This window comes from Streptomyces gobitricini (genome assembly GCF_039532985.1).
GTDB lineage: Bacteria > Actinomycetota > Actinomycetes > Streptomycetales > Streptomycetaceae > Streptomyces > Streptomyces gobitricini.
The window spans coordinates 1-20,772 of the sequence record NZ_BAAASR010000051.1 but is presented as its reverse complement, the minus strand read 5'-3'; the positions used below and the strand labels follow the sequence as shown (position 1 = coordinate 20,772).

The following is a 20,772-nucleotide window of genomic DNA, read 5'->3' as shown; positions in this document are numbered from 1 at the left end:
GTTCTCCGACGCAGGCGGGGACAGCAGTGCGGCGGGCGGCCCTCCCCCGCGCCCGAACGGCAAGAGCCCTGCGCGGACGACAACACACGACCAGCACGGCGGCACGGCGGCGAGCGAGGAGACGGTCGGCCGCCGTGCACGCCGACTGCAGCAGTACAGCGAACGCGCAGGCGGCGGATCACGGCTCTGCGCTGCACCAGCACGGCGGCCATCGGTACGGAGGGCGGCCCCGCGCCCCTACGTACAGCGATGGACCGGCGCCCAGGCGACAGCACCAGGACCGCTGCCAGTTCCCTTCCTGAGGCGGATAACCGGGTGCAGGACCACCGTCATAGGGTGGGGCGACCATGGAATCCTCAGTTCGACAGTTCATGCACGCGTTGGCGCATGCCGACAACACGCAGACGTTCACGGACGAGGTCACCCTGCGCGTCGGTGCCGGGGACCTCGACTGGATCGGTGCGCTGGGAGCGGCGATCGTCGGCGCGACGGGTTCCGAGGCATGGCAGTACCGGTCGGTGTACGACCACCTCCAGCGGGCGCTCGCCAAGTCCCCGGGCCGGAACACCGTCCGGCAGCTCCTACGACTACCTCTCGCTCTAAGGCCCGGTGGCCCGGGCGAGGAGTTCCGCACCCGGCACCTGGCCATGGAGCTGGCGTACCACCAGTCCGCCGAGGACCTCGCCTGTGAGGTCTTCGAAGCCGCGCCGGGGCAGGACGTCCCCTACGAGCTCCGCGCCTGCCTGCTGCACGAACTCGTACAGCGTCCCGTGCCCGTCGACGAGCACCCGGCGCTGCGGTCCTTCGCCGCCACCCTGACCGCCGACGGCCACCCGCTCGCACAGCTGCCGTGCCACCTGGTGCCGCTGGAGCAGGTCGAACGCGATCCCTCCTGGTTCCCCATGGGCCCGGTCTCCCGCGTCCCGAAGGAGCCGCTGATCACCACCCCGGCCGCCCGGCGCCGGGCGGCCGGCACGAAGGTGACCGAGGTGGACGACTGGGAGCAGGACATCGCGATGAACACGGTCGTGGAGGACTGGCGCACATCCTCCAACGGGCGGGTCACGGCCCACGTCTTTACCGTCGAGCCCGCGCTCGACCGCGGGGACTTCGGCGCGCTCTTCTCCCGGCTGCCCCTGGCATGCCGCAGGGACGCTCCCGAGCTGTGGACGACCACCGCCGGCACCGTGCTGGGCATCCTGCGGGCGGCTGCCTCCGGTGGTGGCGCGTACACCCTCGGCAGCTTCGGCGCGTACGGCCGCCTCGCCGCATGGCAGTCCCTCGCGGGCCTCGTCGGCCTCCCCGCCCACACCCCCCTCCCGGAGACCGCGCGGCGGGCCGAGCAGACACACTGGTACCTCTTCGACACCGAGGCCGACTGGTTCGAGGCCGTCGCGTGGGATATCGCTATAGCCGCCCTGCGCCCCGGCGCGCAGGAGATCGCGGTGCTGGCCGCCACCGACACCGACTGAACAGCGGCGCGACGCACCGGACGGGCCTGCGACGCCAGAGCACAGCAGCCAGAAAACGCGGCGGCGTACGCGGACGGCCGACACGGCCCCCGACTGGCTCAGAGCGAGGTGCGATCTCTCGGTTTCATGTCAGTGCGCCGCCTGCACGAATACCGCCCCGTGACAGTGGAATCACCCCGACCTCTCACATCCATGACAGTGAGCCCTGCCCCGAAAACTGACCCCGACCAGCACCAACGAGCAAACGATCACTGTCTCTCACACCACTGTCACGAAACCGAGAGATCGCAAGCCTGGGCATCAAGCCCACTGAGGCCCCGTCTCCCGCCCCGGCGGCGCGTGCGACGGAGGGCCTGAGCAAGGCACAGGCAGCGTTCCAGCGGGGCCTGCCGGCCCTCACGCAGTGGGTGGAGCGGGAAGGCGCGGACCGGCCCGTGCCGAGGGGCCACAGCGAACAGATCACGATCGACGGCGAAGACGAGCCGGCAGTCGTGAAGCTGGGCGTATGGATCTCGAACACGAAATCCAGGAGGGACCGGCTGGACGCCGAACAGCTCGCCGCGCTCGCGGAGCTGGGCATGGACTGGGCGGGCCCGGCGCCGGCCGCCGCCCCCGATCCGCCGACGCGCCCGTCGCAGCGTATCCACCACGATGAGTGCGAGAAGACGCTGTACGAGGGCGGCACGTGTACTGCGACCTCATCGAGCAGTACGGGCCGCCCTCCGACCACGATGACTACTGACCGCTCCGCGCCCGATCTTTCCTCCACTGCCCAGGGGTAAGCGCGACCACCAGCAACAGACGTTCGTCGTGTCTGTTGTGCCGCTGCGGGCGTAGAACCACGTGTCGGTGAGACCGGCGTTTCCGTCCTAAACGGCAAATGGCAGGACGGACCATCCCCGGCCGGGGTGGGCGGGTGTGGTGCGGTCCGTCGGTGCCAACTCCTCCATCCTCCGGCCGCCGGAATGGAAGCATGGCCCTATGGCAGACCTGCGTCGTAAACCGCCTCAAGAGCCCTGTGTACCCACCCTCATCCTTGATACCTGCGTGGTCACTGCGCTGCCGTGGAACAGCACGGTCTGGGAGATGTTCCGTGCCGTGCGCGCGGCCGGGACCGGGCGGATCGCCATCTCGGAGATGGTCCTGATCGAGCTGCTCGCCCAGAGGGGCCGGGAATACAGCTCGGCGCTCGACAAGGCCACCGCCGCCCATCAGGCTCTGTGGAAGCTGCAGTTCGTCGACATGGACGCGACGCATGTCTGGCCGGCCGTCTACAGCCCGGAGGATTCTCTGCAAAAGTGGGAGGACATCTACCGCCAGACCATGGAGGTCCTGCCCCTGACCCGGGAGGCTGCGGTCGAGGGCCTGCGCCGTGAGGCCCACCGACTGCGTCCCGCCCGGGCGTCCGGGAAGACGGCAACGGGCAGCAGGGATGCGGCGATCTGGATGACCGTGCTGGAGTAGGCGAAGGTTGATCCCACGTGCCCTGTGTACTTCGTCAGCAGCAACGTGAACGACTTCGGCCCAAACGGAAAGCTCTACCCCGACATGGCGGACGAGGTGAACGTCGCCGGCGTGAGCGTCGAATACCTCACCAACCTCGACGAAGCACTCAGTCGGATCAGCCGCCGCGAGGACCTCGCCCACGACGACAAGGGCCTGGCCGGGCGCGTCACCGCGGCGACAACGACGCAGGCCTTGTGGTCGTTCATCGTCGAGTCGATGGAGGGGCAGCAGGTCGCTGGCGCCGTCGTTGACTTCGACGACGAGGACCCGTTCGTCGAATGGGAGTCCGCCTGGTTCGAGTATCAGGTGCGGATGATGGAGGTCGCGTCCTGGAGCGACGAGGCCTCCTACGTCGTCGGAACGGCCGACGGCCCCGGCAGCCCGGTCAGGACCCTGGCTGCCACCGTCAGCATCCTGGTCGGCGGCGAGGCACGCCGCTGGACCCGGCGTGTGGGGACCGGTGATCTGGAGCCCGTCGCCTTCGCCATCGACCTGCGCCTTCTATTCGGCCCCGGCTCCATCAGCGTCGCATCGGCCAGCGAACCGAGATCCTTCACCGCTGCGGAAGGCGATGCCGCCACCGCCATGGCGGTCCGGCTGTGCGCGGGCCACGGATACTCCGTCCCCCAGCTCCTCCAGCACCAGGAAGAGCTCTAGCGTCCTCGGCGCGGCAGCGGAATGGACCCACATCCCACAGGCGCGGCGCACAGGCGGCCGGGCCGAACACGCACGAGGCCCCGGGTTTTCATGGCCGCGTCCGGGGTCTCGTGCGTCTGCAGGTTCAGGCCGTGAGTTTCTTGAAGACCGTCTCGAAGCGGTCGAGGGTGTCGTCGTCGACCTGCTCGAAGAAGGCGTCCTTGTCCCGGGTGAGCTGGTGTGCGGGTCCGACGTGGTCGAAGTCCCGGGACTTGTGCTGCCTCTCCCGGGCCATCCCGATGCGCTTGAGGATCGGGAGGGGCTTGTCGGGGGTAATCAGGTCTTCCTCGTTGATGGTGACCTCGGTAGCCCTGTTGTACAGCCAGAGGTAATCCCTGGTGGAGAACAGGTCCTCGATGTCGGCCGTCTCCGGGAGCCCGTCGAGCTGGCCGATGACGGTGATGTGAGACGTGTCGACGTCGGCGGCCTCAGCGGCGCTGAGGACCTTGGCGGTCACCTTGGTGGTCTCGGCCCCGTCGATGAGCGCGCGGACGGACAGCCGGCGGCCCATGACAGCGATGAAGGCCGGCATGTTGCCGATGCCGCCGACCGGGATGATGGCCAGCCGCGGGTCAAGGCCGGTGCGGCCCTGGCTGACCAGGTAGTCGGACACGCGCATGAGGAAGACGAAGTCGCTGCTGCCTTCCACAGCCAGGAGCGGGCCGGCTCCGAGGAACAGGTGCTGCGCCACGGAATATCCGAGCGCCGCTTCCACCGGCAGGATCGTCTTGGGGTCCGCGGACAGGCTGACCGAGGTGATGACCACGCCCAGGTTCGGGTCGGCGCGGGTCGCCTGGTCGTGGATGGCGCGCATGGTCTCGTACCGCGTGGGGTCGATCATGTGCTGGGAGTGGGTGGTGTAGAGGACCTGCTGCTTGGGCCCGAGCTCGCCGTAGACGTACCGGAGGAAGTCGCCCTGGGCCTCGCCGTGCAGGCTGGTGCCCGGTTCGTCCAGCAGGACGACCACGCGCTCATCGGTGTCGCGGTAGGCGCTGAATGCGGCGAGGAAGGAGAAGAACCACTGGAAGCCGGTGGAGCGGGTGGAGAAGTTGGTCTCCACGCCGCCGTGCCGGTCGTCGCGCAGCTCGATCTTGAGCAGCCGGTGGTGGGGCTGCGGCTGACCGTTGGTGTCCGGGGGCTTGGGGTCAGGTCGGTGTCGAAGACGACCGTGAGGTCCTCGTTCTGCTTCCAGTACTCGAAGACCTGAGCGCTGAGGTCCAGGCTGGCGGCCTGGAGCTCGGCCTTACGGCTGGCGTAGTCCTCGTCCAGGAAGTCGTCCGGCCCTTCGCCGGCGAGGCGGAGCAGGGACATCATGGTCTCGTCCCCGCGCTGCCACTGCCGGGTCTTCGCGCGTTCGGCGAGTGCGTGGAGGTCACAGTCACCGGGGAGCATCTCGTAGGTGGAGAAGTAGAAGAACTTCGGGAGCAGCTCGATCAGCTGCTCGTGCTCCTCGCCGTCGAGGCCTCCTTCGACGTACTGCTTGCGCCGGTCCAGCTCGGCCGGGACCTTCTCGATCGCTTTGACCCGGGCCGTCTTCTTGCCGCCGCCGACTTCCCTAGCTCGGGCCTTCGCCGCGGCGCTCACGGCCTCGATGGTCGCGTGGTCCCCAGTGATGGCCTTCTGGTCGTCCTCATCGTCGACGCCGGCTTCTTCGAAAACGTCCGCCAGGACGTCCTCGAGGGCGCAGTACACATCGGCTCGGAGGCTGCCGTCGTAGAGGCGGGACGCCGTGGCGTACGCCTTCGCCGGCGGCCGTACGCCGACCAGTTCCTCGATCGCGTCGAAGTCGGCGTCTTCCAGCTTGAAGAAGGCCGTCATGGGGGCGACCGTGTCGAGGTCCTTCATGCGCCGGTCCTTGGCCAGGTTCCGCCGCGGGTAGTCGGTGGTGACGTGGAAGTCGTCGGCGTTGTTGGCCGGGTTCAGCCGGTGCAAGGCCTTCAGGACTGTCGTCTTGCCCGACTCGTTCTTGCCGATCAGGCACGTGACCTCGGGGTCGACCACCATGGTCTGCTTGTTCGTGATGTTGCGGAACGTCTCGATCTCCACGGACGTCACCAGCATGGCACTCCCCTCCAAGGGCCACGTTGCCCTTGTGTGATCCGCGCAGCGTGGGGGCCTGTGCCAGACGGGACAGGTGCGACCGCGCGATGTGGCTAATCAGCCAGTATGAATCCCGCCTCTGACAGTCGCGGCCGGTTTCTGTCCGCCGGGCCTGTGCTGCCCACGAAGCCGCCCCACCCGTGCAGGAGCACGTGCGGGGCGGCTCAGGAGCGGGGCGTCGCAGGCGGCGAGGCCCGTGTCCTGTTACTGGTGTCCGAGATCTCGCCAGGCTCGACGTCGCTGGGCAGGTGGGCGGTCGTGCTACGCGACTGCCGCGGCGAACTTCACCGACGGGATGCCGGAGCCCTCGGGGAGCTCAGCGAGGGGACGGCGGGGGAGGCCGGAGACGATCCACAGCCGCATGATGTCGTGGGTGACCAGCTGCCCGGAGCCCGTTCCGTCCTCGTTGAGGATGTCGACCTTCAGCAGCACCCGTTCCCCGGATTTCCCCAGCATCCAGAGATCCAGGAAGTACGGGCGTCGGCACGTACGGAGGTTGCGGCGCTGGTTCTTCCACCGGAAGCTCACGATGCCGTCGGCGAAGGCGGTCAGCAAAAGGGCGCCGGATGCGTAAGCGGAGCGGCCGTCCCAGATCCACACCATGTGGCCATGGTCCAGTTCGCGTCCCATGATCTTCGTCGGGGACATGCTCGCGTGCTGGATCTCCACCACACATCCGTCGGCCGCGATCAGGTCGGCGATGTGGTTTCCGCGCCGCTGTTCGCGTTGGGACGCCGGCACCATGAGCTTCCAGTAGTCGTGCCACTGGGTCGAGGAGTAGATGAGGGGGAGGTTCATACCGCTCCCGCCAGGGTCTCCAGATCGGCCTCGCTCATGCCCAGTTCCGCGGCGCCGATACCCATCGCGGCCAGTGCGTCCAGCCCGATCTTGGGGTTCTCCTTGATGCGCTCCTGAGCCCGCTGGAGAGCGTGGAGCTGGTTCTCCAGTTCCTTGTACTGGCCCGCGAGGATCTTGCGGAACTCCCGGCTGTCCTTCTCCTGCTGGCGCAGGTGTTTCTGGTTGGCCTTGATGGCGAGGAGCTGTTTGGTCACCTCCACGATGCGGGCGTGTACCAGGTCGGCGGGCAGGAACGAGCGCTGCCCGGGGATGCCGGCCTCCCCGCCGGTCCCGGTGCCGCAGCCGCCGCCGGCGAGGCCGGGCACCGTTCCGCCGCCGCAGAGTCCCGGAATCGGCGGCGTCGCCCCGCCGGGTTCCTTCGTGCCGCCTCCCCCGGCAGGTGGTGTATCGGGGCCGCTGTGCGCGAAGCGGACCATCAGGTCATGGTCCAGTGCCCCGAGGACGGGGCCGAAGACGACTTTGAAGTACTCGATCGCGGGCAGCTCGCCCGCCTGGACCGCGTCGAGCATGAGGTCCATGAACTCGCCGGTCCGCCGGTTCTTGTCACTGTGCTGCGCGAACAGCGAGCCGTAGTTGTCCGTGATCCACTGACGGGTCACAACCGACAGTGAGTTGAGGCGCGAGGCGGTCACCGCACACCCGCCTGTCCGGACGTCCGGGCCGAGTGCAGCCGCTGCGCCCAGTGCACAACGCCCTCACACGCCTTCTCCAAGTCGTTGAGCATGTCCTCGTCGGCGATGTTGATGATCTGCTCGGGGTGCATCTCAACCAGGCCGTACAGCAAGTTCACCCGGCGCCGGAACTGCAGGACCAGCCGCTCGTCGGTCTCCTCGGGGACAGAAGCGCTCTCCCTGTTGCCGGTCACCTGGGCCACCTGGGCGAGACTGTCGCGGATCTTCAGCTCCACCATCGGATCGGCCGCGAACGCCTCTACGAGGAACGCCGGCTCCATCACGCTCGCCATCACCGCCGACCTGACGTCGGGACGGTCGAGCTGTGCCACGATCTTCTCGGCGGTCATCGCGGAGGCCGAGTTCGGAATCGGCCGCGCACCGATCGCTGCGCGGAACTCCTGCGCCGTCACACGACGGCGGCCGGGCTCCTGAAGCATCCGCAGCAGAATCTCCCAGCGGTCCTGGCGCCGTCGCGCGCGCTCCTCCCTCCCAAGCGCGTTCTCAGCCTCCCGGGTCTCCTTCGGCAAGGAGAACCCCAGAGCAGCCTCGCGGACGACTGAGTAGGACACCGTGACATCGGACTCGGCCAGCACCTGCCTGAGCGCGCTGTCACATCCTGCGGCCACGCCCCGGTACTCACGGGCCATCTCGGCGGTCATGCCGATGTCCGCGGCGAACGCCCTGATCAGCTCGCGGGAGCCGTTGGAGGGCTCCTCGTTACCCATCGGCGCGACGTCAAGCAGGAGATCTCCGATCTCCAGACGCGTCCGCTGCTTCTCGCTCGTCAGGAGATCATCACGCGCTACGAGCTTCCGGCCGAGTTCCACCTGCTCAGAGGAGTACGCCGGTCCTGTTTCACGAGCACAGGGCTCGATCCAATCCGTCATGGCCCGGAACGTAGAGCGCGCCTCCGACAATTCCGGGGGCCGCGCAACACGAATGGCCTACCCGCTCCCCCGTGGGAATGAAGAAGTTGGACCGGACGGGTGGCGGGGCCGGTGTCGATTGGACGCTGCTACGGATCGAGAACACCGCCGCCCAGCTGACCGAGCACCGCGGTGCCGACGGTCAGGGTGTGTCGCCGGAGTAGTGGAAGCGGCACACCACACCCGGGCCGCCGGACGGCCGCGGGTCGTCAGGGCGCGGGTCGTACAAGGCGCGGCCGCCGGGCCACCGCCCCAGCTCGGTCATCAGGGCTGCGCCGTCGTCTATCTCTTCCGGCCGCCAGCCCGTGATGTCGAGCAGTAGGCCGTCCAGCGGCCCGCCGACCAGCGCGGCGTACGTCCGGTGCGGCAGCGGGCCGGGGTTGGGATGGTCGTAGTCGTGGCCCTACACCCGGCCGCGCAGCAGCTGCTCGTCATCGGCGTTCATTCGGCCAGCCTCCCAGCCACCACTGACGGCGGAAGGCCGGCGGCGCCCGACAGTCCAGCCCCTCCCACGGGCGGGAGGGGCTGGAGGGGTCCTCCCGCCCGGCGGGGGTCAGGCGCAGGGCAGACGGCAGCAGGCGGGCCAGCCGATGCGCACCCCACGACGGATCAGCGCGCCGGCCCGCGCCCTGCGCGCCCGGTCAAGACCGCGGATCGGCGGACCATCGCCGTGCCAGCCGGACGGGTGATTTCCCTTCGCGTACGCGGGCGCAGTTCTAACGGGGTGCGTCCAACTTGCCTTGTTTAAGGAGGTATTGACAGGTTTTGGGTGTTCCGTCATGTTCTGTCCGTCACTTCCGGCGAACGAGCGAAAGGTGATCTCATGCGACGAACCGAGTACGACGCGGGACAGGCCGCTAAGACCGTGTCCTATGTGGTGAGGCGGACGAGTCGCTTGTAGCAGCACAGGGCGGCGGCGAGGCCGAGAAACGCCAGGTAGTTGCGGGGATGGCGTTCGTATCGGTGGTTGAGCCGGCGGTAGCCGGTCAGCCAGGACATGGTCCGCTCGATCACCCACCGACGGCGGCCCAGGCGTTCGCTGGACTCGATGCCCTTGCGGGCGATGCGGACGCCGATGCGTTTGCCGCGTAACCATTTCCGCAGGTGAGATATGTCGTAAGCCTTGTCTGCGTGTAGGCGTTGGGGCTTGAAGTGGCGGCCGCGGTGGGGTTCGTGTCTCGTTTGGTGACCGGTGACCATGGGCTTCAGCGCGAGGCTGTCGTGGGTGTTGGCGGCCGAGACGCCGACGACGAGGGGCAGTCCGTTCGCGTCCGACAGGACGTGCATTTTGGAACCCGGCTTGCCCCGGTCCACGGGGCTCGGACCTGTGAGTTCGCCCCCTTTTTCGCCCTCACATGCGCGGAATCGAGGACCGCTCGGGAGAGGTCGAGCAGGCCGGCGTCGTCGAGCCGGTGCCGGATCTCCTCGTGCAGCCGGCCCCACACACCGGCCCGCGACCAGATCAGGAATCTGCGGTGCGCGGTCGACTTCGATATCCCGAAGCACGGCGGCAACGCACGCCACGAACAGCCGCTGACCAGCACGTAGATGATCGCCGCGAACAGCGTCTCATCAGGTGTGTCCTGCGTTCCTCCACCCTGTGGACGTGTCTTCGACGGTGGGATCAGCGGCTCGGCGATCTCCCACAGCCCGTCCGGAACAATCCAACTCCACGTACCCCGCCCCATGCCGAGCCCAACGACCGAACACCACATAGGACACGGTCTAAGCGCCTGAAGGTGCCCGCAGCCGCCTTCCGGTGGGCCCGGCACACCGGCCTGATCCCGGCCCCGGACGCGTCGTCCCACCAGTGGTCCCGGGCCGCTGTGGAGGCGCTGGACGCCGACGCCATCCGGGCCGCGATGCCCTCCCCGCCGATCTCCGGCGGCGCGGCGGCCGACCGGATCGCCGACGCACTCGGCACCCCGAACGTGATCGGCGAGAAGGCGAACGTGACGGCGTTCGTGGTGCGCCGGTTCGTCGACCGCGGCCTCCTGGTCGACCTGAGCGCGAACCCGGACGGGACGCTGCACCACCCCGGCCAGGTCGCGGAGGTCTGCGTGCGGGAGGACCTGGCGGACCTGGTCGCCGCCGACACCCCTGCTCGGGCCCGAGCAGGCCGCCGCCCGGCTTGGGGTGCGCAGGGTTCGACTGGATGGTGCGGCTCGGCTGGGTCCGCTCCCCGCAGTCGATCGAGGTCCGCTTCGGCACCAGCCGGGCCGGGGCCGTCGACGTCGCGCTCTACACCACGGCCTCCGTCGACGCGATCGTCCCCGCCCACCCCGAGGTCGACTGGGAGCAGCTGCGCGCGGTGGAGAAGGGCCGGCGCTCCCCGCTCGCCGCGCTGGCGAAGCAGGCCGCCACGGCCTGACCCGAGCCGCTGCTCGTCGACGCCGCCTCTTCCCCGGGCCCAACAGGGAGAGGCGGCGTCGCCATGTGGGGTCAGCCGCGGCGGCGGAACAGGCCACGGAGCTTGCCCGGCTCCTGGTCGTGCTCCGGCTCCGGTTCCGGTGGTGTGGCGGTCTGGAGGCGGGCGGTTTCGGCGGCTGCTTCCTTGCGGCGATGTCGTCGGCGTGGCAGGTGCCGCACATCGACAGGTCCCCGGCCTTCCAGGCAGTCCTCGCGGTGGTCTCCTCCCAGCGCTGGTCGGTGAACTTCTGCCCGCACCGCTTGCACACCGGCCGCCGCGACTCCCGCTCAGCGGCACGGCGCCGCTCATCCTCCGCTTCGGCGCGGGCGTACTGGCGGCGGTAGAGAGCGTCGCCGTCGGGGTTGTCGAGCGCGTCGGTCAGAGTCTGTCCGTCCTTTCGCCCCAGGCGCCGCCACACCGCCGCATCCGTGCCGTGCTCCTGGAGCTGCTCCAGAGTGGTGACGACGACCGGCACGGCCTGGCGGTAGTCCTTCGCCGTGACCGCCTCGCGGTAGTAGGTCTCGTACCGGCGCGGCGCCCAGTAGCGGCGGCCGGCCTCCTCCAGCACGGCGACCGTGTTGGCGACCTTCGCCTCGGTGGTGTCCGCGAACACGAACGCCACCGGAACCAGGCCCTCCCGACCGGTCGGCGGGTAGACCCGCCGCCACAGCCGCTTCTCGTGGTCGACGTCCTCGATCGCGCCCGGCCGGGAGCGGACCAGGTCCACGGTGAGCTTGGCCGCATCCTTCGGGAGCAACCGGCCCCACTCCCAGTACCGGTGCAGCTTGACGACCAGGTCATGCGCGTCCTCGGTGCGGCGGTCGATCTCCAGCAGCATCACCGGCACCCCGGCCGCCGGCGCCCGCACCACCAGGTCCGCCCGCTGCACGTACCCGTCCGCGAGCCGGTGCGGGATCTCGGTCTGGAAGCCGAGCCGGTGCCCGATCCCGGCACGGTGGAGTTCGGCTGCCGTCGTGGTGACCGCTGCGGAGTGGTCGTCGTAGCTGGCGCCGAGCAACTCCCCGGTGTCCGGGTCGTACTTCTCCTCACGCAGCGCCGAGACCCGTATGCCCTTCGGCTCCAGCAGCTTCTTCGCCTCGCCGTGTCCTCGCTTGGTCAGCACCCACACCTGCCGCTGGTCCTCCCGTACCAACTCGATCCTCACCAGGTGGTGGTCCTGAAGATCCAGGAGGTTGTCCCGCGTGAGCTTGTCGTGCTGGTTGTCCGGACGGGTCAGCTTCCACAACTGATCGGGCGTAGCCCGCTGGAAGATCCCCAGCGCTTGCAGCAGTTCCCTCCGCCGGGGCCCTGTCGAGTTCTTCCTGTGAGTAGGACGCCTTTGGACATGAGGGTTGTCGGACCTGCGACGGCCCCCGGTCCGCCGGGCCTGACCTGCGGAAACGCCTGGCCCCTGGCGACGGGGCACGGAGGGGGTGATGGAGGGGTCCACGGAGGGGGACTGTTCGCCCCGGTCAAGGGGCTGTTCGGGCTCGTCTGCGGTGCTCGCCACAGGGTGCTCCTGAAAGGTGGGGCGGGCCCATCCCGCCGTTCACCTTCTACAGGTCCGGTTTTCCGCTCTCGTGTGACGCCGGTCTTGAAGAACCTCTCCGCCGTGACCGCATCGTGATCAACCCGGAGAGGGGAGAGTTCTCCCCCCTCCGACGGCTGGACTCTGTCCACAGGGCCGCAGTTCGAGGGTGGCTTCGATGTCGCCGCGATCAGCGGGGCGGCCCGTACGTGAGGAGCTGTCATGCCCGAGAACACCGTCACCGCGCCGCTCGCCCCCATGGAGCCGCAGGACGTCGCCGATGCCTTCGCCTACATCCGGGCGTTGCAGGCCGACGACATCGACACCGCCTGCGCGGTCGCCGACGACACGGGCCTGGAGCTGCACCGGCTGCTACTGGACGTCGCCGCGCGCGTCTTCATCCCCGTCACCGCCGCGGACGACCACGACGGGGAGCCGTGCGCGCACTCCTTCCTGGCCGCAGCGCTCGGACGACTGCTACTGGGACACCGCACTGGAGACAGCCCGGGTCCACAGCCTCCCCGAGTTGTGGGACGTGTGCACTGTCGCCCAAATCCAGGCCACGGAACTGGTCGTCGCCCGAGGCGCCATGCGTCTCGCCATCGCGTCCGCCGACGGCCAAGCGTGGATCCAGCAATACATCTGAGCTTGTTCTTTAACCTAGGGCTGTGCCGTGGCGGGTGCTCGTCAGCGCGTTGCGGCTGAGCTCTGCGAGATGAGCGTCCAGTGGCTGGAGTCGTCCTGGCAAGGACTCTCGAAGGTCCCACCATCGGATGGCCGCGATCTCGTCGTTGGGCTGGAATAGCGGCGAGACGTCAGCGACCTGGCCGGTGAACAGGGCACCGTATTCGGCACGCTCGTCGGGCGCCAGGGTGAAGCCCGCGAAGCCGACGAAGCAGAGTTGTCCGTGGGGCACGTGACTGGTTTCCTCCAGCAACTCGCGCGCGGCTGCCTGGCGAGCAGTCTCGCCGGGATCGATCCGCCCGCCTGGCAGTTCCCACGTCTCCCGGAACCGGTTGAAGGCCATCAAGACGCGGCTGCCGTGCCACAGGGCCACCAGCGCAACCGGCAGGGGTGCATCACCAGGCGGCTTGTCTTCCGCTCCTCGGACGAAGGTGACCAGGGCGTTGCCGCGGTCGTCAACGGCGAGCGGTGGAGAGTCGGGAGCAGCCACCTCGACATGATGCCCGCCTGCTCTGGTGATACCCCGACTCGTGCGTGCTGATCTCCGAACAGTTTCTCGAACGGGTTTGCTCAGGTGGGTGTTCGCCGGACGCTGAGACGGCCTTCGTCTGATCATGTTCCGGCCAAGGGGCACTGATGACGACGGAGGCCGTGAGGGTGAGTCTGCTGCCTGAAGCTGGTGTGGGGAAGGCGTTCGCGGAAGCGTCACGCTTCCGCGACGACTTCTTCGACTGCCTGACCGCGCGCGGGGACACGTTGTTCGAGCTGACCGATGCGCTGTTGTGTGCGGACGGGCCAGTGACCACGCCAGTGGACCTCACGCTGACGGCCGAGCACCGGCGCGGTCATGGCGCGATGTACGACGCGCTGAACAGCGGGAACATCGACGTGTCGCGGCTGCGGCGGGTGCTGGCCGGGCCGCCGCAGCTCCGGGCAGCCGACGGGCGCCTGGTCCTGGCGGTGGACATCACCCACTGGCTCCGGCCGGACGCTCCGACCAGTGCGGACCGACGTGAACGGCTACGGCCGGACACCGGATCGGCGTCTTGCCCGTGAACAGCCGCGCGGGGCCCGGGCGCCGGCGACTCCCGGCCGCGCCTTGCGCACTCCCGCCGCGTCTGTGCCGCGGGAGTGCCGCGGACCGCCCCGCCCCTGCTTCACCAGGGGCGGGGCGGCGGTAAGGGACGGGTGTTGTCCCACGCAGGGTTGGTCCGGTCATTCCCCCGCAGGGTCGGTTCAGCAGGGAAGAGTGGACTTCCCGGCGGCGCCGGTCGCGCCGGTGGTGCCGTCGGTATCGAAAGTGGCGGCGGTGCCGTTGCCGCCGGGCTTGCCGGGACACACCGGGCTGGCGGCACCGCCCGCACCGCCTGTGCCGCCCTTGCGGCCACCGCCCACCGTGGACGCCCCACCGTTACCGCCCTTGCCGCCGGCGATGCCGCTACCCGCGTCGCCGACCCCGCCGACGCCGCCCTTGCCTCCCTTGCCGCCGAGGGTGGCGCCGCCACCCAAGCCGCCGCTGCCGCCGTTGCCGTTGGCGCCCCCGGCGCCCCCGGCGCCGCCCGCACCGCCGACACTGGCGCTGCCGCTCGCGTCGCCGCCGGCGCCGCCGGTGCCTCCGTTTCCGTTCGCGCCGGCGGCACCGCCGGTCCCGCCGAGGCCGCCGATCCCGCCACTGGTGCCCGTGCCGTTCGCTCCGTTGGCCCCGGGAAGGCCCAGGAGGCTGAATCCGCTGAGGGAGCGGGCGCTACCCCTCTCAGCGAAGCCCGCCGCGGAAGCCAGGGCGGGGGTGGCGGTGAGACCGGCCACGGTGATCGCGGCGACCAGAAGGGTCCGGGGAAGAGCAGTCGTGCGCATGAAGCGCATGAGGAAACCTCTCGAAGTGCGCGACCGCAGATGCTCCACGGCCGACATCCTCAACCTACCCGCGAACACACCACCACATATTTCGCATGATGATCCAATGGCGCTAAACAGACCTTCTGGTCGATAATTGGCCTTAACGTACCTGCGCTTGGCACTACCCGTGACCACAGGACCTGCCCCGACACCTGCCACAGAGCAACGTCATCAGCTCAGCGACGCCGCCCACGAGCCGCTCGAGCTCCTAGATACGGTGACACCCTCCCGGAGCCGGGTGGCCACCTTCAGGTGCCGACGCCGGCACCCGACCCGGGGCAGTACCCGGAGCGGGGGCCGTGTTCGTTTCTGCGCCCGCGAAGAAGTGACGGCCCCTCGGGGCCACGGAGCGGCGGCGGGGGCTTCTGAGAGGCGATCCAGCCGCCCGCAGCCGGCGCGTACCAAGCGGACGCCGGTTCTTGACGCAGCACACGACCCCCTCCATCGGTGTCGGCCCGGCCCGCAAACAGCGGCGGACAGCCGGGAAGTCGGCGGCTGCCCGACGGCACCCGGCGGGCGAGTCGGCACCCTGCTTGATGATCTGGAACAGCGGCTTGGTGCCCGCGTCCGGGATGCGGTCGCGCAGCACGATCTCCACCGCGATCAGAGAGTGCATGACCGCCACGGTGGAGAGCTCGTAGCAGTAGTACGACTGGCGCAGCAGCTCGCGGGCCGTACGTAGGACGGTCGCCGCGGACTCGGGAACACCGGCGGGCACGACCAGGTCCCAGGCGAGGTCGTGCATGTCGGCGTAGCTGCCGACGAAGTAGTGGGCGCGTTCGTCCGGGACCGGGAACGGCAGCCGCTGCGTGGCCATCCCCGCAGTCTCCCAGCGGCACGCCCTGTGCGGCAGCGACTTTTCCCAGGACGTCGCGCAGCGTGGCGGGACGGAGACCTCTCCCTGCCTAAATGGGCGGAATGTCGTAGGTAGCGGAACTGGACAAGGGGCAACGCGAGCGCCGATGTGACCTTCCACGCTTGTTGGCCAGAAGGGTTGCTGACGCCCCAGGTGAGGGCCCTGGCTGTTCACGGAGTTGGCCACTTCTCGTCACGGCAGTTGGCCAGGATGAGGACACTTCTATGACGCTGAGTAATGTCTGTCCCGTAACGATCTTGGGGTCGGGCGAGGCGACGGCGGCTGCGGTCTTGGACTGTCCGCCTATCCGGCGAGGGCGAGGTTGCGCAGACGGGCGATGCCGAGCATGGCGTGATGTACGCCGTCTCCCTTGAGACGGCAGTCGCGCAGGATCTTCCAGCCTTTCATGCGCGCGAAGGTGTGCTCTACGCGGGCTCTGACCTGCTCGTGCGACCGGTTGTGTTCCTCCTTCCACACCGGGAGTTCTTCGCCCTTGCGCCGACGGCATGGAATGACCAATCCGGTTCCCCGTGCTGCCACTGCCCCACCCGCTGGTCGACGGATTATTTCCTCTTGCACTACTTACCGCAGGTCTTGGTGCGGCTCTGGGGCGTCGTCGAGAGCATCCTGCTTCGCCCATTGATCGATCATCTCAAAAACAACTCGGTCATCATCTATTTGATCGATCAAAGAAGGGTCCTTCAGCATCGCCTTAAGGAGTTGCCGCAGGAGATAATTTGCAATTTCAGTGGCCAGAAATTCTTCACCTCCCAGATTGACTATCCTTTTCTTTTCATACTTCACCTGGCCGTGCACAATCAGCGAACGATACGCGTACACCTTTTTGATGAGACCGGCAGTCTTAGCCGAGTCCTCAAAGCCTTCGCGAGCCAAAATGGCGGCGCCCCGAATGCCGATTTTATACGTCGTGTCACCCGCCTTAGTGCCTCCTAGAAGTGCCTCAATCCCCACGCACAAATCCACGATTTCATCCAGCTCATCGTCTCGCAATGTGGCAAGTTGAAGTCTACTGGCAGCCAAAGAGACTTGCGGATTTGCGTCGGCCAGCGCAACAAAGTATTGGGAAATCTCCCCACCGGCCTCGGGACTAAAGGTGAACGCCGGAGCTTCTGCACGCTCGTCCATCTTCTTGGAATAACGGGCAATGCTGAATCCGTTCTGAAGCTGCCCCAGCCCAGCTCTGTAGCCCGACGACCAGCCGATCGGCTCATAACAGACTTGCTGATACCCGGCAGGAAAGTCCGACTTCACAGAGATCGCCTGCATAGCGCGATCAATAATGGCGTAAGGAAACTCCCCCCACACTGGCCCACCGTACCCGCGCGGGTACGTAATAGTTACCGCATCGTCGATGAAAAGAGCGTGTGTAGCCGCCCGATTCGACCACCAGTCGCGCTTATATTGCTCTAGAGAGAACAGCCTTTCCAGGTGCTCCTGGTCCGTGATTCTTCGAATCGTAACATTCCAGTCTAGCGGAATCACATCATCCAGGAAGGAAACGTTCAGAATGGGGACACATAGCCGGATTCCGAGGGGTTCAGACTGCCACCAACGCTCCATCTCCAAATACCGAGAGAGCGCATAAGATTCATCCCATTCGAACCCTTTCACTTGTGCGTGACGTGCAGCTACCTCCAACACGAGATCGGCTACGCCGGCCTCCAGCATGCGTGGACCAAAGCGATCCGAAGGATCTCCCTCCCAACCGTTAAACGGCGCATAAACGGAGTGCGCCCTCACGTACGACAGAAGATCTGAATATCCAGAAAGATCCTCATAAACGAACGGCTTGGTGTTCCAACGCCCCTGACCCTCGAAAAGTCGTCCGTAATTGGGCACACCATAGTCTGATTCAAGTTGGATATATTGACCTTCACCCACCGACTTCAGTGCAGGGAAGGACGAATACTTGTCGATCTTCTTTTCGGCAATTACGGCAGCCTTGATTTTACCCAAAGCATCCATGATTGCAGGACGAGTGAGCTCCCAAAGCGCACTATCCCTAGGCTCCATTGGCCCCCCTTACGTTGCGGCACTTGAGGTTATCTCGGAAGCCCAGGGCCGAGGAAGTCGGCTAACGTGCCCGGTCGCCTACTGCCAGCGTCCGACGACGACTCGCGAAGCCGGCGGGTGGGTGGAACGGCGGGCCCTGACGACAGCTCCTCACTAAAGGTTGTTGCGCAAGGTTAGGGGCTGTCCCGTAAATGATCTCTGAGTGGCCTAGGGCGTGGTGAGCTGCTGTACCGCTGGGAGGTCTATCCGGCGAGGGCGAGGTTGTGCATCCGGGCGATGCCGAGCATGGCGTGGTGAACGTCGTCGCCCTTGAGGCGGCAGTCGCGGAGGATCTACCAGGTCTTCCTGCGGGCAAAGACATGCTCGACCCGGGCCCGGACCTGCTTGTGGGACTTGTTGTGCTCCTCTTTCCAGTCCGGGAGTTCGCTCTGCCCCGCGCTCGCGGCGGTGGGGGATGACGAGTCCGGTGCCCGGGGAGCCACCGTCGGCCATCGTCGGTGTGCTTTGCACCGGCGCCGACGGCCCGCTTCCGCGGCCTGGACTCCAGTCTCGCCTGGTGATGCTCGCGACAGGGTGAAGCGCCGCTCGCCGCGACTACACGCTAGGCTCAGCGCCCCGTACGAGACTTGCGGACCTGTCCCAGGGTGTCGTACCGCTGCCCCGGCACCCGATCCTCCGGCCACGGGGCCTTCCCGATGTCCCTCGCCCGGTGCCGGCTCCCCGCGTCCTGCCGGGTGGCGTGCAACCGATGCAACGGGTCATGGTCGCGGGGGTCGTTGCCGACGAGGGCCCGGGCGTCGTCGATTCTCTGGAGGGCCTGTTTCTTCGCGGGGGCGTCGCAGATGGTGCCGGGGTCGGCTCCGCAGGTACTGCACCGGTGCGCGAGGGCGTATTCGTAGTAGGTGGGGAAGCCGTCGTCGGTCATGGGGTCTCCGTTCGGGCGGGGTTGCCGGCCACCCTTCCACCAACCCCTGACAATCCCGTCCGGCCCTCGGGCGTAAGGCTACGGCTCCGGGTGCACCTCGGGCGGTTCACCGCAGGTGGCGCAGACACCGGGGTGCATGAGCGTGTCCCAGAACTTGTGCGCGAAGGCGCCGGGGCCGGCGTAGTCGCGTTGCGCTTCCCTGCGGCAGGTCCGGCCGGGGGTACAGCGGCCGCAGCAGTCGTGACCCGGGATGGTCCAGTCCGCCTTCTTGGAGCACGGCGTGTGGCGGCATACGTAGTAATGGCCGTGGTTGTGGAGGTAGACGTGGCGGCCGAGATGGTCGTAGCGGCCAGCCTGGGTCTCACCCGCAACCTCGCTTTGAGGCGTCGGTGCGGCCGCAGGGGTACGACTGTCCACGAGAGCCCGGAGGGCCCCTGAAGCCGCGGCGGTCAGGGCGGTGACCACGACGGTCTTCGTGGCGGGTTGGAGGTTGTCCCAGCGGGCGGCAATGCGCTGGCGCAGGGGCGGCTTTCCAGGCTCGTCGGGCTCGGTCTGGGCTGCGGTGTTGATGTCGGTCATGAGCCCCCCTGGGCATGCGCGGTGTTGGGAGAACGGTAGCGGGCCGTAGGGGGCCGGGGGGAGTTGGCGCGTTCAGCGCAGGACGCCCCAGTAGACTTCCGTAGCCTCTGGTCTTCCGGTGGCCAGGGGGAATGGGCGTGGGGGAGAGCAGCGCATGGCGGGGATCGATGACTACCGACGTAAGTGCTGGGACGCAGCGCTACACGCCTATGGGACCAGCCACATATTTCAGAGGCGAGCTCGTGATCTGAAGCGAAAGACCGACGTGCTGACCTGGGTCGGGTTGGCCGTCCCGCTGCTCATTGGGGCCTTGGTTGGGACGTTCGGGAGGAACGAGTTCTGGGGTACAGCTCTAGCTGTTGGCGCGGTTATCGCCGCGGTGCAGCTCGCGATCAACCTCTGGTCCCTCGTCAGGCGCTGGCCCGAGGACCTGGCTTACTCTTCCGCTTCCGCAGTGGCGAACGAGTCGCTGGCTGCTCAGTTCGTGTCCTTGGCAGAAGATCCTCCGGCACTGCCAGCGTTCCGCACCCGGTTCGAAAAGCTCAGCGTCGAGGACGGTGCCAGGCGGGCCAGGGATGGCGAGAAGAACGTGAAGGACAAGGAGCTCCGCAGAGGCATGCGCGCGGCGCTCCGGAAGTATCAACGGCCGTGCCTGGGATGCCAGCAGACCCCTACGGCGATGACCCCGACCGACTGCGACGTTTGCGGCAAGTTCTAGTTCAGGAGCCAGTGTGGACAGCAAGGTAGCGGCGGTCGTTCAGGGTTTCGCAGCTCTGTCTCAGGCCCAGAGGGCGGAGTTCATCGCCGTCGTGAATCGGTACATCAACGGTGACCTGATAACGAAGGACCGCATCGTGCGGGAGTCTCGGAGGGACTGGATCACCAAGGTTGACCTGGGGCCGGTCAGCCAGACCTGCCCCTGCTGCGGCCGGTAGCTCTATCGAAGGGTCGTACCGCAGCCCCCGACCGGTATACGGACGGGGACTGTCGGGTGGTCACGTGTGCTGGCCAGGCAGGTCGGAAACGTCAGGGACTGCTGACGCTTGGGCACTGAGTCAGATGATCCAGACTTCTTCAGCATCTCCTTTGCTTCCCGTCGAAAGGCCTGGAGCTCGTTGAAGTAGTCGCGCACATCCTCGCCCAACAGGTCCCAGGAGCTAGGGCCCGCGGTCCGACCGTCCTCGTCGGTCACCTTGTGGTACTCCTCCTCTATCTCGAAAAGGGGCATGCCGGCGAAGAGCCGGTGTGCTGTGGTGACGATGGAGTGGGCGATCTGCGCGATGTTGGGCGGTCCTTCTAGGTCTACTCCGTCGCATGCCGCCGCCAGTTCCTGGAGGAGTAAAGGGGCGTCCTTCTTCCACTTTTCTCCGGGCTCCACGATCACGTCAGGTTGAAGAGCGTCGTGCCAGGTGATCCGCAACTCCATCTGCTCGTCGTTCGAGTCGAGCGGCAGCTCATGCATCGGCGGCGTCGTGTTGGCGGCTTCTTCTCGTGCTGCAAGAAGGAACACCTGCTCGGTGAGAGGTACGAACGCGCGGGCCGCCCTGCTGAGGCTCGTGCTAACTGATCGTTTCAGAATGAGGTTCTGAGTCGCCTCAAGCAGATGATGCTGCAGGCGAGTTGGAGCA

Annotated in this window: 20 protein-coding genes and 6 pseudogenes; 10 read left to right on the top strand and 16 right to left on the bottom strand. The window is 67.4% G+C overall.

Annotated features, from left to right (window positions below):
- Positions 1-347: 347 nt before the first annotated feature.
- From ABD347_RS29770 to ABD347_RS29755, 4 genes are all read left to right on the top strand, one after another.
- Complete coding sequence (locus ABD347_RS29770; protein WP_344367006.1) at positions 348-1,472, top strand: DUF6183 family protein; 1,125 nt, start codon at positions 348-350, stop codon at positions 1,470-1,472.
- A gap of 407 nt (positions 1,473-1,879) precedes the next feature.
- Entirely contained in the window at positions 1,880-2,254 is a 375-nt protein-coding gene (locus ABD347_RS29765; RefSeq protein ID WP_344367004.1) for a helicase associated domain-containing protein, read from the top strand.
- Between the two features lie 199 nt (positions 2,255-2,453).
- Positions 2,454-2,936 carry a PIN domain-containing protein gene (locus tag ABD347_RS29760; protein ID WP_344367002.1) on the top strand — a complete coding sequence of 161 codons (483 nt, stop codon included), beginning with the start codon at positions 2,454-2,456 and terminating at the stop codon, positions 2,934-2,936.
- 24 nt (positions 2,937-2,960) lie between these two features.
- Positions 2,961-3,635, top strand: coding sequence for a hypothetical protein (locus tag ABD347_RS29755; protein ID WP_344367000.1), 675 nt, complete (start codon positions 2,961-2,963; stop codon positions 3,633-3,635).
- A 124-nt stretch (positions 3,636-3,759) separates the two neighbouring features.
- Here ABD347_RS29755 and ABD347_RS29750 read toward each other — a convergent pair whose 3' ends face one another.
- The 5 genes and pseudogenes from ABD347_RS29750 to ABD347_RS29735 form a co-directional block, all read right to left on the bottom strand.
- Positions 3,760-4,734, bottom strand: coding sequence for an ATP-dependent nuclease (locus ABD347_RS29750; protein ID WP_344366998.1), 975 nt, complete (start codon positions 4,732-4,734; stop codon positions 3,760-3,762).
- Between the two features lie 845 nt (positions 4,735-5,579).
- Positions 5,580-5,678, bottom strand: a pseudogene (locus ABD347_RS30765) (hypothetical protein); the annotation flags it as partial.
- Between the two features lie 357 nt (positions 5,679-6,035).
- Complete coding sequence (locus tag ABD347_RS29745) at positions 6,036-6,572, bottom strand: hypothetical protein (protein WP_344366996.1); 537 nt, start codon at positions 6,570-6,572, stop codon at positions 6,036-6,038.
- Positions 6,569-7,231 (bottom strand): hypothetical protein, encoded by a 663-nt coding sequence (locus tag ABD347_RS29740; RefSeq protein WP_344366995.1) that lies wholly within the window; start codon positions 7,229-7,231, stop codon positions 6,569-6,571. The genes ABD347_RS29745 and ABD347_RS29740 overlap by 4 nt, the downstream gene beginning before the upstream one ends.
- A 29-nt stretch (positions 7,232-7,260) precedes the next feature.
- Complete coding sequence (locus ABD347_RS29735) at positions 7,261-8,193, bottom strand: hypothetical protein (protein ID WP_344366993.1); 933 nt, start codon at positions 8,191-8,193, stop codon at positions 7,261-7,263.
- A gap of 71 nt (positions 8,194-8,264) precedes the next feature.
- Between ABD347_RS29735 and ABD347_RS29730 the strand changes: the two genes are divergently transcribed.
- Positions 8,265-8,396 (top strand): hypothetical protein, encoded by a 132-nt coding sequence (locus ABD347_RS29730; RefSeq protein ID WP_344367018.1) that lies wholly within the window; start codon positions 8,265-8,267, stop codon positions 8,394-8,396.
- Here ABD347_RS29730 and ABD347_RS29725 read toward each other — a convergent pair.
- Both ABD347_RS29725 and ABD347_RS29720 read right to left on the bottom strand, forming a co-directional pair.
- Positions 8,375-8,677 (bottom strand): annotated as a pseudogene (locus ABD347_RS29725) (hypothetical protein). The gene ABD347_RS29730 and the pseudogene ABD347_RS29725 sit on opposite strands and share 22 nt — an antisense overlap.
- A 425-nt stretch (positions 8,678-9,102) precedes the next feature.
- A protein-coding gene (locus ABD347_RS29720) for an IS5 family transposase (RefSeq protein ID WP_344367016.1) occupies positions 9,103-9,920 on the bottom strand; the annotation gives its coding sequence in 2 pieces (ribosomal slippage) (positions 9,103-9,578 and positions 9,578-9,920; 819 coding nt in all).
- Positions 9,921-9,965: 45 nt separating this feature from the next.
- Between ABD347_RS29720 and ABD347_RS29715 the strand changes: the two are divergent.
- Positions 9,966-10,603 (top strand): annotated as a pseudogene (locus ABD347_RS29715) (hypothetical protein).
- A 65-nt stretch (positions 10,604-10,668) separates the two neighbouring features.
- A complete protein-coding gene (locus ABD347_RS29710; protein ID WP_344366992.1) occupies positions 10,669-10,986 on the top strand; it encodes a hypothetical protein in 318 nt (105 codons plus the stop codon).
- Positions 10,987-12,825: 1,839 nt separating this feature from the next.
- On the opposite strand, the gene ABD347_RS29700 is transcribed toward ABD347_RS29710, so the two are convergent.
- Positions 12,826-13,344: an NUDIX domain-containing protein gene (locus tag ABD347_RS29700; protein WP_344366990.1), complete on the bottom strand. Its 519-nt coding sequence runs from the start codon at positions 13,342-13,344 to the stop codon at positions 12,826-12,828.
- A 146-nt stretch (positions 13,345-13,490) separates the two neighbouring features.
- Here ABD347_RS29700 and ABD347_RS29695 point away from each other — a divergent pair.
- Positions 13,491-13,865, top strand: a pseudogene (locus tag ABD347_RS29695) (transposase); the annotation flags it as partial.
- A 225-nt stretch (positions 13,866-14,090) separates the two neighbouring features.
- Here the strand turns inward: ABD347_RS29695 and ABD347_RS29690 are convergent.
- The 7 genes and pseudogenes from ABD347_RS29690 to ABD347_RS29660 form a co-directional block, all read right to left on the bottom strand.
- Complete coding sequence (locus ABD347_RS29690; protein ID WP_344366988.1) at positions 14,091-14,708, bottom strand: hypothetical protein; 618 nt, start codon at positions 14,706-14,708, stop codon at positions 14,091-14,093.
- A gap of 250 nt (positions 14,709-14,958) precedes the next feature.
- Positions 14,959-15,567, bottom strand: coding sequence for a hypothetical protein (locus ABD347_RS29685; RefSeq protein WP_344366986.1), 609 nt, complete (start codon positions 15,565-15,567; stop codon positions 14,959-14,961).
- A gap of 342 nt (positions 15,568-15,909) precedes the next feature.
- Positions 15,910-16,134, bottom strand: a pseudogene (locus ABD347_RS29680) (transposase); the annotation flags it as partial.
- A 54-nt stretch (positions 16,135-16,188) separates the two neighbouring features.
- Positions 16,189-17,592: a hypothetical protein gene (locus tag ABD347_RS29675; RefSeq protein WP_344366984.1), complete on the bottom strand. Its 1,404-nt coding sequence runs from the start codon at positions 17,590-17,592 to the stop codon at positions 16,189-16,191.
- A gap of 290 nt (positions 17,593-17,882) precedes the next feature.
- Positions 17,883-18,150: pseudogene (locus tag ABD347_RS29670) on the bottom strand (transposase); the annotation flags it as partial.
- Positions 18,151-18,247: 97 nt separating this feature from the next.
- Complete coding sequence (locus ABD347_RS29665) at positions 18,248-18,565, bottom strand: hypothetical protein (protein WP_344366982.1); 318 nt, start codon at positions 18,563-18,565, stop codon at positions 18,248-18,250.
- Between the two features lie 78 nt (positions 18,566-18,643).
- Positions 18,644-19,144, bottom strand: a complete 501-nt coding sequence (locus ABD347_RS29660; protein WP_344366980.1) for a hypothetical protein — start codon at positions 19,142-19,144, stop codon at positions 18,644-18,646.
- 154 nt (positions 19,145-19,298) lie between these two features.
- Between ABD347_RS29660 and ABD347_RS29655 the strand changes: the two genes are divergently transcribed.
- Both ABD347_RS29655 and ABD347_RS29650 read left to right on the top strand, forming a co-directional pair.
- Complete coding sequence (locus ABD347_RS29655; RefSeq protein ID WP_274734510.1) at positions 19,299-19,862, top strand: mobilome CxxCx(11)CxxC protein; 564 nt, start codon at positions 19,299-19,301, stop codon at positions 19,860-19,862.
- Between the two features lie 13 nt (positions 19,863-19,875).
- Positions 19,876-20,079: a hypothetical protein gene (locus tag ABD347_RS29650; protein ID WP_344366977.1), complete on the top strand. Its 204-nt coding sequence runs from the start codon at positions 19,876-19,878 to the stop codon at positions 20,077-20,079.
- A 2-nt stretch (positions 20,080-20,081) separates the two neighbouring features.
- Here the strand turns inward: ABD347_RS29650 and ABD347_RS29645 are convergent.
- The coding region (locus tag ABD347_RS29645) for a hypothetical protein (RefSeq protein ID WP_344366975.1) at positions 20,082-20,772 on the bottom strand (691 nt) is incomplete at its 5' end.